Source organism: Burkholderia sp. Ax-1720, assembly GCF_011753035.1.
Lineage (GTDB): Bacteria > Pseudomonadota > Gammaproteobacteria > Burkholderiales > Burkholderiaceae > Burkholderia > Burkholderia gladioli.
The window spans coordinates 70,587-86,107 of sequence record NZ_VWWK01000013.1; the positions used below are offsets into that span (position 1 = coordinate 70,587).

At 67.4% G+C, this 15,521-nt stretch carries 12 protein-coding genes; 3 read left to right on the forward strand and 9 right to left on the reverse strand.

What is annotated here, in order from left to right:
* The first annotated feature begins 298 nt into the window (after positions 1 to 298).
* Positions 299 to 1,324, forward strand: coding sequence for a response regulator transcription factor (locus tag F3J18_RS06755; RefSeq protein WP_166912103.1), 1,026 nt, complete (start codon positions 299 to 301; stop codon positions 1,322 to 1,324).
* 148 nt (positions 1,325 to 1,472) lie between these two features.
* Here F3J18_RS06755 and phaR read toward each other — a convergent pair whose 3' ends face one another.
* From phaR to F3J18_RS06785, 6 genes are all read right to left on the reverse strand, one after another.
* On the reverse strand, positions 1,473 to 2,045 hold the full coding sequence (gene phaR / locus F3J18_RS06760) for a polyhydroxyalkanoate synthesis repressor PhaR (protein ID WP_025097677.1): 573 nt from the start codon (positions 2,043 to 2,045) through the stop codon (positions 1,473 to 1,475).
* Positions 2,046 to 2,179: 134 nt separating this feature from the next.
* Positions 2,180 to 2,920 carry a 3-ketoacyl-ACP reductase gene (locus F3J18_RS06765; protein WP_025097676.1) on the reverse strand — a complete coding sequence of 247 codons (741 nt, stop codon included), beginning with the start codon at positions 2,918 to 2,920 and terminating at the stop codon, positions 2,180 to 2,182.
* Between the two features lie 101 nt (positions 2,921 to 3,021).
* Positions 3,022 to 4,203 carry an acetyl-CoA C-acetyltransferase gene (locus F3J18_RS06770; protein WP_025097675.1) on the reverse strand — a complete coding sequence of 394 codons (1,182 nt, stop codon included), beginning with the start codon at positions 4,201 to 4,203 and terminating at the stop codon, positions 3,022 to 3,024.
* Positions 4,204 to 4,307: 104 nt separating this feature from the next.
* The gene (gene phaC, locus F3J18_RS06775; protein WP_084152430.1) at positions 4,308 to 6,254 is read right to left on the reverse strand and encodes a class I poly(R)-hydroxyalkanoic acid synthase; all 1,947 of its coding nucleotides are present in this window, start codon (positions 6,252 to 6,254) and stop codon (positions 4,308 to 4,310) included.
* Between the two features lie 412 nt (positions 6,255 to 6,666).
* Positions 6,667 to 7,518 carry a peptidoglycan editing factor PgeF gene (gene pgeF / locus F3J18_RS06780; RefSeq protein ID WP_166912105.1) on the reverse strand — a complete coding sequence of 284 codons (852 nt, stop codon included), beginning with the start codon at positions 7,516 to 7,518 and terminating at the stop codon, positions 6,667 to 6,669.
* A complete protein-coding gene (locus F3J18_RS06785; protein ID WP_025097672.1) occupies positions 7,519 to 8,715 on the reverse strand; it encodes an RluA family pseudouridine synthase in 1,197 nt (398 codons plus the stop codon). It abuts the gene before it with no gap.
* A 51-nt stretch (positions 8,716 to 8,766) separates the two neighbouring features.
* On the opposite strand from F3J18_RS06785, the gene F3J18_RS06790 reads away from it, so the two are divergent.
* Positions 8,767 to 9,594: an outer membrane protein assembly factor BamD gene (locus F3J18_RS06790; RefSeq protein WP_025097671.1), complete on the forward strand. Its 828-nt coding sequence runs from the start codon at positions 8,767 to 8,769 to the stop codon at positions 9,592 to 9,594.
* A 114-nt stretch (positions 9,595 to 9,708) separates the two neighbouring features.
* Here the strand turns inward: F3J18_RS06790 and F3J18_RS06795 are convergent, their stop codons facing one another.
* From F3J18_RS06795 to F3J18_RS06805, 3 genes are all read right to left on the reverse strand, one after another.
* Entirely contained in the window at positions 9,709 to 11,979 is a 2,271-nt protein-coding gene (locus F3J18_RS06795; RefSeq protein ID WP_166912107.1) for an ATP-dependent DNA helicase, read from the reverse strand.
* 58 nt (positions 11,980 to 12,037) lie between these two features.
* Positions 12,038 to 12,253 carry a YdcH family protein gene (locus F3J18_RS06800; RefSeq protein WP_013698231.1) on the reverse strand — a complete coding sequence of 72 codons (216 nt, stop codon included), beginning with the start codon at positions 12,251 to 12,253 and terminating at the stop codon, positions 12,038 to 12,040.
* A gap of 127 nt (positions 12,254 to 12,380) precedes the next feature.
* Positions 12,381 to 13,121, reverse strand: coding sequence for a colicin transporter (locus tag F3J18_RS06805; protein ID WP_166912109.1), 741 nt, complete (start codon positions 13,119 to 13,121; stop codon positions 12,381 to 12,383).
* 141 nt (positions 13,122 to 13,262) lie between these two features.
* On the opposite strand from F3J18_RS06805, the gene F3J18_RS06810 reads away from it, so the two are divergent.
* The coding region (locus F3J18_RS06810; RefSeq protein ID WP_166912112.1) for a Tex family protein at positions 13,263 to 15,521 on the forward strand (2,259 nt) is incomplete at its 3' end.

Here is a 15,521-nt window from a genome sequence, read left to right on the forward strand (position 1 = left end):
AACGATTCGTTACAGCGGGTTCGACCCGCCAACGCCGGCCGCCGCACGAAAAATGCCGCATCGCAACGGACATGCCCGTGGCCTTCGTGCTTTCCCGGATCGCTCGGTTTATTGGCCTGTGCGCCTTTCCTCCGATTTTTGCGACGGACTTTCCAATCGATTCTTTCAGGGTCCGATGGCTGCAACAGCCTGTATCTTTTCGTTACAAATTACCAATCGAAGCGATTTAGCATGACGGGATACTGCAAAAAACGGCTCCTATCTTCAATCGCATCTATACCGAACGAGGCGAGAAACGATGAAAGTCGCCATTCTCGGCGGTCCGGCCAATCAAACCAAGCAACTGGAATCGTGGTTGCGAAATGACGGTCATCAGCCTGAATTCTTCAAGACTGGAAATAATTTTTTTGCCGCGCTCAGGCGCAACGATTTCGAACTCCTGCTGGTCGACGTGGTGCTGCCTGATCTGTCGGGGATCGACCTGATCGCCTGGGCCCGGCATCACTTCGACTGGCACGTGCCGATCGTCGCGATGACGGCGCGCGACACCTGCCAATCGGCCGCCGAGGCGCTGAAAGCCGGCGCCGACGATTATCTGGTGCGTCCGATGCGCGAGGCCGAAGTCCAGTCACGCATCATGACCGCGGCCATGCGATATGCAGGCGATTCGAATGACCGTGCCGATTTCGGCGCTTATTCGCTCGATACGAAAACCGCGAAGATTCGGCTGCATGGCGAATCGGTCAATCTGACTCGCAAGGAATTCGAATTGGCCGCCTATTTTTTCCGACATCCGGATCAATTGATTTCACATGAAACCTTATTGAATCGGATCTGGAAATTGCAAAGCGACATCGACACGCGCACGGTCGCCACTCATGTGAGCCGGATCCGCAAGAAACTGCAGCTCGACGGCAGCCACGGCTGCGAAATCCTCTCGCTCTACGGCTATGGCTACCGCTGCCTGCTCAATCGCGTCGACACGGCGAGCACGTCGGGCAGCGAGGCGCCAGAGCCGACACCGCCCGCCGCCGGCCCGATCGCCCTGCCCGGCGGCGCGAGCCCGCTCGCGACGATCGACGCCTCGCTGGCACCGATCGACGTCGCCTGCGAGCCATCGCTGTCGCTGCACGAAGCCAGGCGCCCGGTCGACCGCTACGTCGCCAACCTGCTCAAGGAACGACAGGATTTCGAGGATCAGATCCGCCGGCTGCGCGACGCGTTCTGCGAGGCGACGCTCGAGCTGCGCGCGCTGAAGCGCCAGCACGGGCGCCGGCATCACGAGGTGGAGGCCTACGCCGACTTCAGCGAGGACTTGGCCTGAGCCCAAGCGAACGCGCCGCCGGAGACGACTCTGCGGCGGCGCGTTCGACCATGGCGTGGCACTCGCATGCGAGCGCCGGACATGACAAAGGCCCGCACCAGGCGGGCCGTTTCGATACCGGGCCATCATCCGATGGCCCCGTTGCTGCTTATTTCTTGTCGGGATCGTCCGACGGCGTCGGCTGCTTGAACGGGAACGAGCTGAACATCGATTTCGCCTGGCTCTGCATCTGTTCCTGCATCTGCACGAACATGTTCTTCGACTGCTCGATGTAGCTGGTCATCATGCCCTGCATCATCGGCGCCTGCATGTTCATGAATTGCGACCAGACCTCGGGATTCATCGCGTTGCTGCCGTCGTAGAGATTCTTCGATTGGTCGGCGAGCTTGTTCTGGATGTCGATGAAGGCCTGGATGTTCTTTTCCAGGTAGGTGCCCATCATGCCCTGCATCGCATGGCCGTAGAAGCGGATGATCTGCGAGAGCATCGACGAGGAGAACATCGGCACGCCGCCGCTTTCCTCCTCCAGGATGATCTGCAGCAGGATGCTGCGCGTGAGGTCCTCGCTGCTCTTCGCGTCGACGACCTTGAAATCCTCCTGCTCGAGCACGAGCTGCTTCACATCGGTCAGCGTGATGTACGTGCTCGTTTCGGTGTCGTACAGCCGGCGATTCGGGTACTTCTTGATGAGTCGTTCGGCAGTCTTCTTTGTAGTAGTCATGGAACACCTGTGAGCGCCGGGGTGGCGCGATGACAGCGCTCGCCGCCGCGACGGCGCGCGGCCGGACGGAACGCACTCGGAATCTGTCGAGCCCGCGGCGCGGCCTGCCCCACACGGCGGCCGCGCCAGCAGGCTCAGCCCATGTGCAGACCGCCGTTGAGCGAGAAGTCGGCGCCCGTGGCGAAGCCCGATTCGTCCGAAGCGAGCCAGGAGACGATCGAGGCGATCTCGTCGGGCGAGCCGAGTCGGCGCACCGGAATCGTCGCGACGATCTTCTCGAGCACGTCGGGGCGGATCGCCTTGACCATGTCGGTGCCGATGTAGCCCGGCGACACGGTGTTGACCGTCACGCCCTTGGTCGCCACTTCCTGCGCCAGCGACATGGAAAAGCCGTGGATGCCGGCCTTGGCGGTCGAGTAGTTGGTCTGGCCGAACTGGCCTTTCTGGCCGTTCACCGACGAGATGTTGATCACCCGGCCCCAGCCGCGCTCGACCATGCCGTCGATCACCTGCTTGGTCACGTTGAACAGGCTGGTCAGGTTCGTGTCGATCACGGCCTGCCAGTCTTCCAGCGTCATCTTGCGGAACACCACGTCGCGCGTGATGCCGGCGTTGTTGACCAGCACGTCGACCTCGCCCACCTCGGCCTTGACCTTGTCGAAGGCGAGCTTGGTCGACTCCCAGTCGCCGACGTTACCCTCGGAGGCGTAGAAATCGAAGCCCAGGGCCTTCTGGTCCTCGATCCACTTCGCGCGGCGCGGCGAATTCGGTCCGCAGCCGGCGACCACCTTGAAACCCGCCTTGTGCAGACGCTGGCAAATGCCCGTCCCGATGCCGCCCATGCCGCCCGTTACGTAAGCCACTCGCTGAGTCATACTGAACACTCCATTTATCGTTGTCGAAGCGCCGGACGGCGCTTCCTTCGTCGTCTGCCTGGTTCAAGCGCGGCGCGCTCCCACCGCGCCGCGCGGCGGCGTCACGGGCGCTCGACCGCCAGCGCCACGCCCATCCCGCCGCCGATACACAGCGATGCGAGGCCGCGCTTCGCATCGCGCTTCTGCATCTCGTGCAGCAGCGTGACCAGGATCCGGCAGCCCGATGCGCCGATCGGATGACCGATCGCGATCGCACCGCCGTTCACGTTCACCTTCGAGGTATCCCAGCCCATCTGCTGGTGCACGGCGAGCGCCTGCGCCGCGAAGGCCTCGTTGATCTCCATCAGGTCGAGATCGCCGACCGACCAGCCGGCGCGCTCCAGGCAGCGGCGCGAGGCCGGCACCGGGCCCATGCCCATCACCTTCGGATCGACGCCGGCATTGGCGTAGGCCTTGATGCGCGCGAGCGGCGTGAGGCCAAGCGCCTTGGCCTTCTCGGCCGACATCACCAGCACCGCGGCGGCGCCGTCGTTGAGGCCCGAGGCATTGGCCGCCGTCACCGAACCTTCCTTCGAGAAGGCGGGCTTGAGGCCCGCCAGCGACTCGGCCGTCACGCCGTGGCGCACGAACTCGTCGCTGGCGAAGCGGATCGGCTCGCCCTTGCGCTGCGGGATCTCGATCGGCACGATCTCGTCGTCGAAGCGGCCCGACTTCTGGGCGGCCTCGGCCTTGTTCTGCGAGAGCGCCGCGAAGGCGTCCTGGGCCTCGCGCGTGATGCCGTATTCCTTGGCCACGTTCTCGGCGGTGATGCCCATGTGGTAGTTGTTGTAGACGTCCCAGAGGCCGTCCACGATCATGCTGTCGACCAGCTTGGCGTCGCCCATCCGGAAGCCGTCGCGCGAGCCCGGCAGCACGTGCGGCGCCGCGCTCATGTTCTCCTGGCCGCCCGCGATGACGATCTCGGCGTCGCCCGCGATGATCGCGTTGGCGGCCAGCATCACGGCCTTCAGGCCCGAGCCGCAGACCTTGTTGATGGTCATGCCGGGCACGGCGGTGGGCAGGCCCGCCTTGATCACGGCCTGGCGCGCCGGGTTCTGACCCGACGCGGCCGTCAGCACCTGGCCCATGATCACTTCGCTGATCTGGTCGGGCGCCACGCCGCTGCGTTCCAGCACGGCGCGAATCACGCTCGCGCCCAGTTCCGGCGCGGCGATCTTGGCCAGCGAACCACCGAATTTGCCGACCGCGGTGCGCGCGGCCGATACGATCACTACGTCAGTCATGTCTTCATCCTCCAGGCCCGCACCGCGACCCGCTCCGTTGAAAAAATGCCGGGGCACAGACGGCCAGCGTGCGCCGCCTGTCGCGATCCGTCAATGCTCCTGCTTCAATTCCTTACCAGGACGTAGCGCCCGGGTGCCGGCTCGATCACCGGGAAGTGCGCCGAACCCAGCGAGGCGCGCGGCTTGGTCTTGCGGCCGCCGTATTGATCGAGCCAGTCGATCCATTCCGGCCACCAGCTGCCCGGGTGCTCGGTCGCCGCGTCGAACCACTCCTGCGCCTGCTCCGGCAGCTCCTTGGCGTCGGGCGCGTCGAAGCTCCAGTAGCTGCGCTTGTTCTTGGCCGGCGGATTGATCACGCCCGCGATGTGGCCCGAGGCGCCGAGCACGAAGCGCAGCGGCCCGGTCAGCAGCGAAGTCGAGGCGTAGGCGGTCTGCCAGGGCACGATGTGATCCTCGCGCGAGCCGTAGATGAAGGTCGGCACGTCGATGCGCGTGAGGTCGACCGGCTCGCCGCACACGTTGAGCGCGCCGGGCTCGCGCAGCTTGTTCTCGAGGTAGGTGTGGCGCAGGTACCAGGCATACATCGGGCCCGGCAGGTTGGTCGAGTCGCTGTTCCAGTACAACAGGTCGAACGGCGCCGGCGTGCGGCCCTTGAGGTAGTTGTCGACCACGTAGTTCCAGACCAGATCGTTGGGCCGCAGGAACGAGAAGGTATTGGCGAACTCCACGCCATGCATCAGGCCCGGCGCCGTGCCGTGCTTGCCGCCGATCGACTGCTCGCGCATCTGCACGTGCGCCTCGTCGACGAACACGTCGAGCACGCCGGTATCGGTGAAGTCGAGCATCGCGGTGAGCAGCGTCATCGAGGCTACCGGGTGTTCGCCGCGCGCGGCCAACACCGCGAGCGCGGTGGCCAGCATGGTGCCGCCCACGCAGAAGCCGAGCGCGTTGATCTGCTCGCGGCCGCTGATCTGCTGGACCGTGTCGATCGCGGCCAGCACGCCCTCGTTCATGTAGTCGTCCCAGCCCTTGGCCGCGATCGACGCATCGGCATTGCGCCACGACACCAGGTAGACCTGGTGGCCGCTGGCCAGCGCATGCGCGACCAGCGAATTCTCGGGCTGCAGGTCGAGGATGTAGAACTTGTTGATGCAGGGCGGCACGATCAGCAGGGGCCGCTCGTAGACGGTCGCCGTGACCGGCTGGTACTGGATCAGCTGGATCAGGTCGTTCTCGAACACCACCGCGCCGGGCGTGTTCGCGAGGTTCTTGCCGACCACGAATTGCGATTCGTCGGTTTGAGAAATCTTGCCGCGTTGCAGATCGCCGAGCAGGTTCATCATGCCCTGCCGCAGGCTTTCGCCCTGCGTGTCGAGCACGCTCTTCTGCGCCTCGGGATTCAGCGCCAGGAAGTTGCTCGGCGACAGTGCCGCGGTCCACTGCTGCACCGCGAACAGAATCCGCTCGTGCGTCTTGGCATCGGTCTCGACCGCCTCGGCGAGCGCCTGCAGGTAGCGCGCGTTGAGCAGGTACCAGGCAGCCGTGAAGGCATGCGCGGGCGAAGCCTTCCAGGCCTCGGCGCTGAAGCGCCGGTCCTTCAGCTCGGGCGCCTCGAGCTGCGAGGCGGTCGCCTTGCGGAACAGCTCGGCGCTCTCGCGCGCATAGTCGGCCTGTAGCTGCTGCAGCCGCGCCGGCGGCACCGAGGCGACCGGCAGCGACATGCCCGGCAGCGCCGCGCCGCCGGGAAAGGCCGCGCCGAACTGGCTGCCGAACTGGCCGCCGAACGGATTGCCGAATTGAGCTGCAAACGGTGCACCACCCGCGGCCGACCACTCGGGCAGCTTGGGCATGGCGAACGGAAAGGGAAAGGAAGCAGCCGGATTCGCTTGCGCAGACTGACCGGCCGCGGCGCGCAGGGGCTCCGCGAAGCGGCCCCATGCGTCGAGCCACTGCTGGAACATCTGTTGAATCGGCTGGGACGCATCGGCCGTCTGGCGCCCCGGATTGAAGTCCGCTTGTGAGGAAGTCGACGAATTTTTCGGTGCTGTCATACCTGCCTTACCGGTGATTCCTGGCTGTGCATCTGGACATCCTGCGTCAACGACCTGCCGGCGACGCGACCTGCCGGCCGTCATACGCTGGAGGTGGCTTCACGATTCTGCCGCAGTGCAGTAGTTTTATCATTATCGTTTTCCCCCATGCGCTGCCGCGGGGGAAAACGCGCGAGGCCGCGACTATGCGGCAATCCGTCGCAACATCGTCGGCGAGGCCCGGCCCGAGGCGACGTGCGAGTGGCTTGGAGCCGGTTCAGCCTAACCGGGTTCCGTGACGGGAATCATGTCACGCGCCGCAGCAAAAAGTCCCCGGCATTTGTACCGGGCCAGGCAAGAAATACCCGTATCGATATGAGCGAGGGGCCGTGGAGGGGCGATCCCCCGTGCTGCCGGCCCGCTCGCCAGGCCTCTAGTCGTTGATCCAGATCATCGCGGCCATGCGACCCGTGACCCGATCGCGCCGGTAGGAGTAGTAGCGATGGCGCTCGGTCACCGTGCAGGCGGTGCCGCCCGTCGGCTGCATGATGCCGAGCCGCGCCAGGCGCAGGCGCGCCAGCGCGTAGAGATCCGCGTGGTGCTTGCCCGCCGCGCCGTCGATCGCGACGAAGGCGCGCGCGGTCGCCTCGCGCTCGTCCGGCAGCGCCGCATCGGCGAATGCCGCGTGCACGTCGGCGCCGACCTCGAAGACGCGCGGGCCGATCGCCGGGCCCAGCCAGGCATGCAGGCTGCTCGCCTCGACGCCGGCCAGGTCCGCCACCTGGGCCGCGGTGCGCTCGAGGATGCCCGCCACCAGGCCGCGCCAGCCCGCGTGCGCGGCACCGACCGCGCGGCCGGCCGCGTCGCAGAACAGCACCGGCAGGCAATCGGCCACCATCACCACGCAGACGGCGCCGGGCACGTCGGTCACGCTGGCATCGGCGCGAACCGGCGCGTCCGCCGCAACCGGGCCGGCCGCCAGCACCGCGTCGGCGCGCACGACCTCGGTGCCGTGCACCTGCTCGAGCCAGGCCGCGCGCGGCTGGCCGGCCAAGGCCAGCAGCCGCGCGCGATTCGCCTCGACGGCGGCCGGATCGTCGCCGGTGTGAAGGCCGAGATTCATGCCGCCGGGCGCATCGCCCTGCTCCGCCGACCATCTGCCATAAGGCGCGGCGCTCACGCCGCCGTCACGCGTCGAAACCAGCGCGCGCACGCGCGGCGCAACGCGCCAGTCGGGTTGCAGGCAATCGTCGAGGCTCAGCTCGGGCAGCGTGATGGTGGTCATTCAGTCCTCTTCCGGATCGTCGCGTACGTAGATGATCTCGCCATCGTAATCATCGTCGTCGTAATCGTCCTCGTCGTCGAAGTCGGCGTCCTCGGCACCGAAGCCGAGCGCGGCGGCCAGCTCGGCGATGTCGTCGGGCACCGGACAGCGCCACTGCATCGAGCGCCCCGTGAGCGGGTGCACCAGGCCGAGCCGCCAGGCATGCAGGGCCTGGCGCGCGAAACCGCCGGGCAGCGCCGCGACCGAGCGCTTGCCGCGCGCGCGGCCATAGACCGGGTCGCCGAGCAGCGGATGGCCGGTATGCGCGCAGTGCACGCGAATCTGGTGCGTGCGGCCGGTCTCGAGATCGCAGTGGATCGCCGACACCGGCTGGTTCTGCCAGAGCACCGTATCGACGCAGCGGAAGTGCGTGCGGGCCGGCTTGCCCGAGGCGCCCGTGACGACCGCCATGCGCGTGCGCTCGCGCGGATCGCGGCCGATCGGCGCGTCGATGGTGCCGCTCTCGGGCATGCGCCCCCACACCAGCGCGAAGTAACGCCGCTTGACGGTGCGCGCCTGCAACTGCCGGACCAGGTCGGTCTGCGCCGCGAGCGTGCGCGCCACCACCATCAGCCCGGAGGTTTCCTTGTCGAGGCGATGGACGATGCCAGCGCGCGGCAGGCCGGCCGCCGCCTCGCCGTAGCGATGCAGCAAGCCGTTGAGCAGGGTGCCGCTCCAGTTGCCGGCGGCGGGATGCACCACCAGGCCGGCGGGCTTGTCGATCACCACCAGGGCTTCGTCCTCGTAGACGATCGACAGCGGCACCGGCTCGGGCGCGAACGCGAGCTGCTCGGGCAACAGGTCGGGCACCAGCTCGATGGTCGCGCCCAGCGGCACCGGCTGGCGCACCTTGGCCGGCGCGCCGTCGACGCGCACGCGCTGCTCGTCGATCCAGCCCTGCAGGCGGCTGCGCGAGAATTCGGGGAATAGTTGGGCGAGCGCCTTGTCGAGGCGCTCGCCGGCGAGCGAGTCAGGCACCACCACCACCCGCGGGGCCTCGTCGCCCGATGCGGCGGAGGCCGGCGCGGCAAGCGACTCGCCAGACAGATCATCGTCGAGCGAATCGCCCGCCGATGCGTCGGACGGGGTGGAGCTTGGGCTATAATCGTCGCCATTTGCCGTGCCCGGCCGGGCACGGAACGAACTTGAACGGGTCATTTAGACTGGGTCACCGAGACTGAAAGCTAGGACATGCGAGCCACATTCACCATGATGAATTCGACCAAACGCGTGGCAAAACCTGTGGCCGCGTGGGCTGCATTGGCCGCGGCCGCCGCGCTGATCGCCGGCTGCCACGGCTTGCCGCAGAAGACCGACGAAACGGCGACCTGGTCGAACAACAAATTATACTCAGAGGCTCAGGATGCCCTGAACGGCAGCGATTGGGGCAAGTGCGCGAAATATTTCGAAGCGCTGCAAGGCCGCGATCCGTTCGGCCATTTCGCCCAGCAGGCGCAGATCAACGTAGCCTACTGCAACTGGAAGGATAACGAAGCAAGCGCCGCCGACCAGGCCGTCGACCGCTTCATCCAGCTGCACCCGGATCACCCGGACATCGCCTATGCCTACTACCTGAAGGGGATGATCCACTTCAACGACGATCTCGGCCTGTTCGGCCGCTTCTCGGGTCAGGACATGAGCGAGCGCGATCCGCAGGCGCTGCGCGAATCGTATGACGCGTTCAAGATCGTCGTCGACCGCTACCCGAAGAGCAAGTACGCGCCCGACGCCGCCGCGCGGATGCGCTACATCGTCAACGCGCTGGCCTCGCACGAGGTGCACGCCGCCGACTACTACTACCGCCGCGGCGCCTACGTGGCCGCGATCAACCGCGCCCAGCTGGCGATCACGCAGTACAAGAACGCGCCGGCGATCGAGGACGCGCTGCACATCATGGTGCTGTCCTACGGCAGGCTGAACCAGCCGCAACTGGCCGACGACACCAAGCGCGTGCTGGCCAGCACCTTCCCGGACAGCCCGTACGTCACGGGGCATGCCCGTCCCGGCGCGAAGAAGAAGTCCTGGTGGCAGTTCTGAGCCCGCTCGCGCGGCTGCCCCGCCGCGGGCGGCCTGCAGCGAGCACCCAATAAAAAACCCGGCCATGGCCGGGTTTTTTATTTGATGGCGAGGCAACCGCCTGCCGAAGCGAGCTCAGGCACGAATGCCGCGCCCGCCCTCTTCGAAGAACTCGCGCACCACGTCGATCTCGCGCGTGCGCTTGAAGGGCGGCAGGCTCTGCCAGATGCGCCGGCCATAAGGCTTGTCGACCAGCCGCGTGTCGCAGATCATCAGCACGCCGCGATCGGTCTCGGCGCGGATCAGGCGGCCCGCGCCCTGCTTGAGCGTGATCACCGCCTGCGGCAGCTGGTGCACGGCGAACGGGCTCAGGCCCTTCTTGGTCAGCGCATCGAGCCGCGCGGCCAGCACCGGATCGTCGGGCGGCGCGAACGGCAGCTTGTCGATCACCACCAGCGACAGCGCGTCGCCGCGCACGTCCACGCCCTCCCAGAAGCTCTGGCTGCCGACCAGGATCGCATTGCCGTAGGCACGGAAGCGGTCCAGCAATTCGGTGCGGCTCGCGTCACCCTGCACCAGGAGGGGCATGTTCCAGCCGCGCGCCTCGATGGTCTCGCGCAGCTTGGCGGCGATCCGGTCGACCGCGCGCAAGGTGGTGCAAAGCATGAACACGCCACCGCCCGAGGCTTCGATGGCCGGCAGCGCCGCATCGAACACCGCGTCGGTGAACATCGGCGAGGACGGCTGCGGCAGGTCGCGCGGCACATAGAGCAGGCCCTGTGCCGGATAGTCGAAGGGACTGGGCAGCGTCATCGAGCGACGCGAGCTGAGCCCCATCTGCGCCGCGTAGTGGGTGAAGTCGCCGCGCACCGACAGCGTCGCCGAGGTGAAGATCCAGGCGCGCGGCACGCCAGCGCGCTGCTTGGCGAAGATCGGCGCGACCGACAGCGGCGTTTCGTGCAGTTGCACCGTCTGCGAGAACACCTCGACCCAGCGCACCTTCTCGTCGGGGTCGTCGCGCTTCGCCTCGGCCGCCTCGCCACCCGCCGCCACCTCCTTCACGGTTTTCGCCGCGCTGGCCGCCGCCGCATCGGGCGCGACCCAGCCGGCCAGGATGCCCTGCAGCTCGCGCGCGCGGCGCAGGCAAGCGCCCAGCGATTCGGCGCGCTCGGCCTGCCCGGCCAGCGCCGAAGCGAGCGCGTCGAGCGCGGTATCGACATCGTCGAGCGCGGCGAACAACGGATGATCCTCGCCGAGCTGCGCCAGCGAGACGCGCACGATGCCGCCGTCGGCGAAGGCGAGCCGCACGTCGCGCGCCGCGCGCTCCAGCGCGGCGCCGAGCTTGACCCACTCCACCGCGTCGCGCGCATGGGCCAAGCCCTCGACCACGGTGTCGCGCGCGAGCTCGAGCATCTGCGTGGTCGACAGCGTCTCGCCGAAGAACAGCGTGGCCGTCTCCGGCAGTTGGTGCGCCTCGTCGAAGATGACGGTGTTCGCGCTCGGCAGCAGCTCGGCCATGCCGGTATCGCGCAGCATGATGTCGGCGAAGAACAGGTGGTGGTTCACCACCACCACGTCGGCCTGCTGCGCCTCGCGGCGCGCCTGCATCACGAAGCATTCCTTGTAGTGCGGGCAGTCCTGGCCGAGACAGTTGTCGCGCGTCGAGGTGACCATCGACCAGACCGGCGCCGTCTCGGGCACGCTGGCCAGCTCGGCCTTGTCGCCGCTGCGCGTGAGCTTGGCGAACCGGACGATCTCCTGCAGGTAGGCGGTGTCCTGCCGGGTCGGCAGGCGGCCGTTGTCGGCCGTGCGCTGCAGGTAGTAATGGCAGAGGTAGTTGGAGCGGCCCTTGAGCATCGCGATCGTGACGGGCACGGCGAGCGCGTCGCGCACGGTCGGGATGTCGCGCTGGAACAACTGGTCCTGGAGGTGCTTGGTGCCGGTCGAGACGATCACCTTGCCGCCCCACAGCATGGCCGGCACGAGATAGGCATAGGTCTTGCCGGTGCCGGTACCGGCCTCGACGATCAGGGTGTTGTCGGCGCCGTCGTCCTCGGCGGTGGCGGCGCTGTCGCCGCGCGCATCGTCGCCGGCCGGCGCGGTCTCGTCCGCCTGCAGCTTGCGGGCCGGGCGCTTGCGCGCATCGAAGATCTCGGGCTCGGGCAGCTTGCGCGCCGATGCCTCCATCGCGGCGGCCACCGCGCGCGCCATGTCGATCTGCGAAGCCCGCGGGCGGTAGCCGTCGAGCACGCGCGCGAGCAGGCCGCCCTCGCCGAAGATCGCGTCGAGTTCATTGACGCGCTTGCGGCTCGGGGTGGCAAGGGGATGGGGGGCGCCCGCGCGCGAAGACGCGGCGGACGATTCGTCGCGCCGCGTGTCAGCGGGTGCTTCTAGCGGTGAATTCAAGGCAAGCGGTTCCTCATTTCCGGTGCCTGACGCGGCCCCGGCGCTTGCCAGGCCGCCCTCAGGCGCGCTGATCCGGTTCGAGCTGCGATTGCAGCATGATGATTTTGTCCTTGGCCAGCAGCTTTTCCTTCTTCAGCCGGTGCAGCGCCAGGTCGTCGATGTCAGAGCGCATTTCCTTGAGCTCGATCTCGCGTGCCAGCTGACTGTGCTGCTCCTGCAGCGATACCAGCCGGTTGCGCAATTCCTGCTTCAGCTCTGCTTGACGGGTTTGCATGCTCGCCTCCTCAAAAGAACCGGCTCGACGCAGCGGCCTTCCGATGCCGCTCGCGATTCGCCGGGTTGGCTGTCCGAACGAAATACCCACCCCTCGCTGTCTGGCGTGACGACGTGCGCGGCACGCCCTACTGCTGTTGTTGCTGTTGCTGCTTTTCCTTGGCCTTCTCGGCCGCCTGGCGCTGCCGTTCCTCGACATCGGCCTTGTGCTGCTCGGCCTCGCGCTGCTTGTCCGCGTAACGCTCGGCGTTCTGTGCCCGCTCCTGCGCCTTTTGCGCAGCCTGTGCGTGGGCATCGTCGAGCTTCTTCTGGAAATCGGCCTGCTTCTGATCGTACGCCTGCTGGCTGGCCGCGCGCTGCGGCGCGTCCGCATCGCGCTGCGCGCGCTTGAGCTCGTTCTCGCGCTGCCTGTCGGCATAGGCGGCCGCGCTCGCGGCCTCGCTGGCGGCGCGCTGCGGCGCTTCGGCCTGCTGCTGCGCGGCCTTCAGCGCGAGCTCGTCGTCACGGCGCTTGGCGCGCACCGCGCGCTGCTCGTCGTTCAGGGCGAGCTGCTGCTGGCTGATGCTCGAACGCTCGTCACGCATCGTGTCACGCGCTTTGGTCAGACAATTGTTGACGAAGAACTTGCTGTAGCAGTCATGCTGGGCCACGCCATAACGATAATTGTTTTCCGCCGTGCGCTGATTGAGCACTTTTTGGCGGGCATCGAAATCGCGATCCTGTGCCGCGGCGACAGAGTCGCTCGTGACGGCTGCATCGGACGCGGCCGCCTGCGCGGCGGCCACGGACGAAGCGGCGCCGAGCGCGAGGGCCAGCGCGGCAACGAGTAAACGGGAGATTGGCAACGTCGTAGGAAAGCTGCGGGACATGGGGCAAATTCTAACACCGCGCCGCCGCCCTCGCGGCGGCGCCCCGATGCATTTATGGCAAAATGCCCCGCTCCATTCACCCGCCCGGCCCGGTTCGCCGGCCACGGGCGTTCCAGCAGGCCGTAGACGCACTCACTACCCATGACGGAAACCGTAGCACTCAAGATCGTTCAACGCATCGCCTCCGAACTTGCGGTCCAGCCGCGGCAGGTCGCGGCAGCCGTGCAACTTCTCGACGAAGGCTCCACCGTTCCGTTCATCGCCCGCTACCGCAAGGAAGTGACGGGCAATCTGGACGACACGCAACTGCGACAGCTCGAGGAGCGCCTGCTGTACCTGCGCGAACTCGAGGAACGCCGCGCCACCATCCTCGCCAGCATCGAGGAACAGGGCAAGCTGACCGACGAGCTGCGCGGCGCCATAGAGACCGCCGACAGCAAGCAGGTGCTCGAGGATCTCTACCTGCCCTACAAGCCCAAGCGCCGCACCCGCGCGCAGATCGCCCGCGAGGCCGGCCTCGAGCCGCTGGCTCAGGCGCTGCTGGCCAACCCGCTGCTCGATCCGCAGGCCGAGGCCGCCACCTACGTCGACGCCGACAAGGGCGTGGCCGACGTGAAGGCCGCGCTCGACGGCGCGCGCGACATCCTGTCCGAGCAGTTCGGCGAAACGGCCGAGCTGCTCGGCAAGCTGCGCGACTACCTGCACGGCCAGGGCGTGGTCTCCTCGGCCGTGGTGGAAGGCAAGGAAAACGAGGAAGGCGAGAAATTCCGCGATTACTACACGTACTCGGAAACGCTCAAGACGGTGCCCTCGCACCGCGCGCTGGCCCTGTTCCGCGGGCGCAATGCCGGCGTGCTGACGGTCAAGCTGGGCCTGGGCGAGGAACTCGACGCGCAGGTGCCGCATCCGGGCGAGGCGATGATCGCGCGCCATTTCGGCATCGCCAACCAGAGCCGCCCGGCCGACAAATGGCTGTCCGACGTGTGCCGCTGGTGCTGGCGCGTCAAGGTCCAGCCGCACCTGGAAACCGAGCTGCTGACCAAGCTGCGCGAGGATGCCGAGAGCGAGGCGATCCGCGTGTTCGCGCGCAACCTCAAGGATCTGCTGCTGGCCGCGCCGGCCGGCCCGAAGGCCGTGATCGGCCTGGATCCTGGCCTGCGCACCGGCGTCAAGGTCGCGGTGGTCGATCGCACCGGCAAGCTGCTCGCCACCGACACGATCTACCCGCACGAGCCGCGCCGCGACTGGGACGGCTCGCTGGCCAAGCTCGCGCGCCTGGCCGCGCAGACCCAGGCCGAGCTGATCAGCATCGGCAACGGCACCGCCTCGCGCGAGACCGACAAGCTCGCCAGCGAACTGATCTCGCGCCATCCCGAGCTGAAGCTGCAGAAGATCGTGGTGTCCGAGGCCGGCGCCTCGGTCTATTCGGCTTCCGAAACGGCGGCCAAGGAATTCCCCGAGCTCGACGTCACGCTGCGCGGCGCCGTCTCGATCGCGCGCCGCCTGCAGGATCCGCTCGCCGAGCTGGTCAAGATCGAGCCGAAGGCGATCGGCGTCGGCCAGTACCAGCACGACGTCAACCAGCGCGAGCTGGCGCGTTCGCTGGATGCCGTGGTCGAGGACTGCGTGAACGCCGTGGGGGTCGACGCGAACACCGCCTCGGCCGCCCTGCTGGCGCGCGTCTCGGGGCTCAACGCCACGCTGGCGCGCAACATCGTCGATTTCCGCGACGCCAACGGCCCGTTCCCGTCGCGCGAGCATCTGCGTCGCGTGCCGCGCCTGGGCGACAAGACCTTCGAGCAGGCCGCCGGCTTCCTGCGCATCAACGGCGGCGAGAACCCGCTCGATCGTTCCTCGGTCCACCCGGAAGCCTATCCGGTGGTCGAGCGCATGCTCGCGAAGATCAGCAAGCGCATCGACGACGTGCTCGGCAATCGCGACGCGCTGGCCGGCCTCGCGCCGACCGAGTTCGTCGACGATCGTTTCGGTCTGCCGACGGTTCGCGACATCCTGTCCGAACTCGAGAAACCGGGCCGCGATCCGCGCCCCGAGTTCAAGACCGCGACCTTCCGCGAAGGCGTCGAGAAGGTATCCGACCTGATGCCGGGCATGGTGCTCGAGGGCGTCGTGACCAACGTGGCCGCGTTCGGCGCCTTCGTCGATATCGGCGTCCACCAGGACGGCCTGGTCCACGTCTCGGCGATGTCGACCAAGTTCATCAAGGATCCGCACGAGGTGGTGAAGGCGGGCCAGGTGGTCAAGGTCAAGGTGCTCGATGTCGACGTGAAGCGCCAGCGCATCGCGCTGACGATGCGCATGGACGACGAACCCGGCGTCGCCACCAGCGGCAGCCGCGGCGGCGCCGGCAACGATCGCGGCGCGGCGCGCGGCGGCATGGGC